1 protein-coding gene is annotated in these 261 nt (G+C 69.7%); it reads left to right on the top strand.

Annotation, left to right across the window (positions count from 1 at the left end; genetic code table 11):
• Positions 1 to 261 (top strand): response regulator transcription factor (locus SB816_RS32715; RefSeq protein WP_410548340.1); only part of this gene is annotated, 261 nt, incomplete at both ends.

The following is a 261-nucleotide window of genomic DNA, read 5'->3' as shown; positions in this document are numbered from 1 at the left end:
CGGGCCAACGGCTTCGAAGCCTCGGTCCTGCACGATGGCACGCATCTCGGTCAGCGTCTCGAACGCGAGCGGCCTGCTGTCGTCGTGCTGGACGTCATGATGCCCGGCACCGACGGCCTGCGCGCCCTCGCCGCCCTGCGTGCGAAAGGCGACGACATTCCGGTGATCTTCGCGTCCGCACGCGGCGCGGTCGCCGACCGCATCGCGGGCCTCACGCTCGGTGCGGACGATTACGTCGCCAAGCCGTTCGATCCGCAGGAA

It is taken from the genome of Achromobacter sp. SIMBA_011 (assembly GCF_046535435.1).
In the GTDB taxonomy this organism is placed as follows: Bacteria; Pseudomonadota; Gammaproteobacteria; order Burkholderiales; family Burkholderiaceae_B; genus Achromobacter; species Achromobacter dolens.
This window is presented reverse-complemented; position numbering and strand designations above follow the sequence as displayed.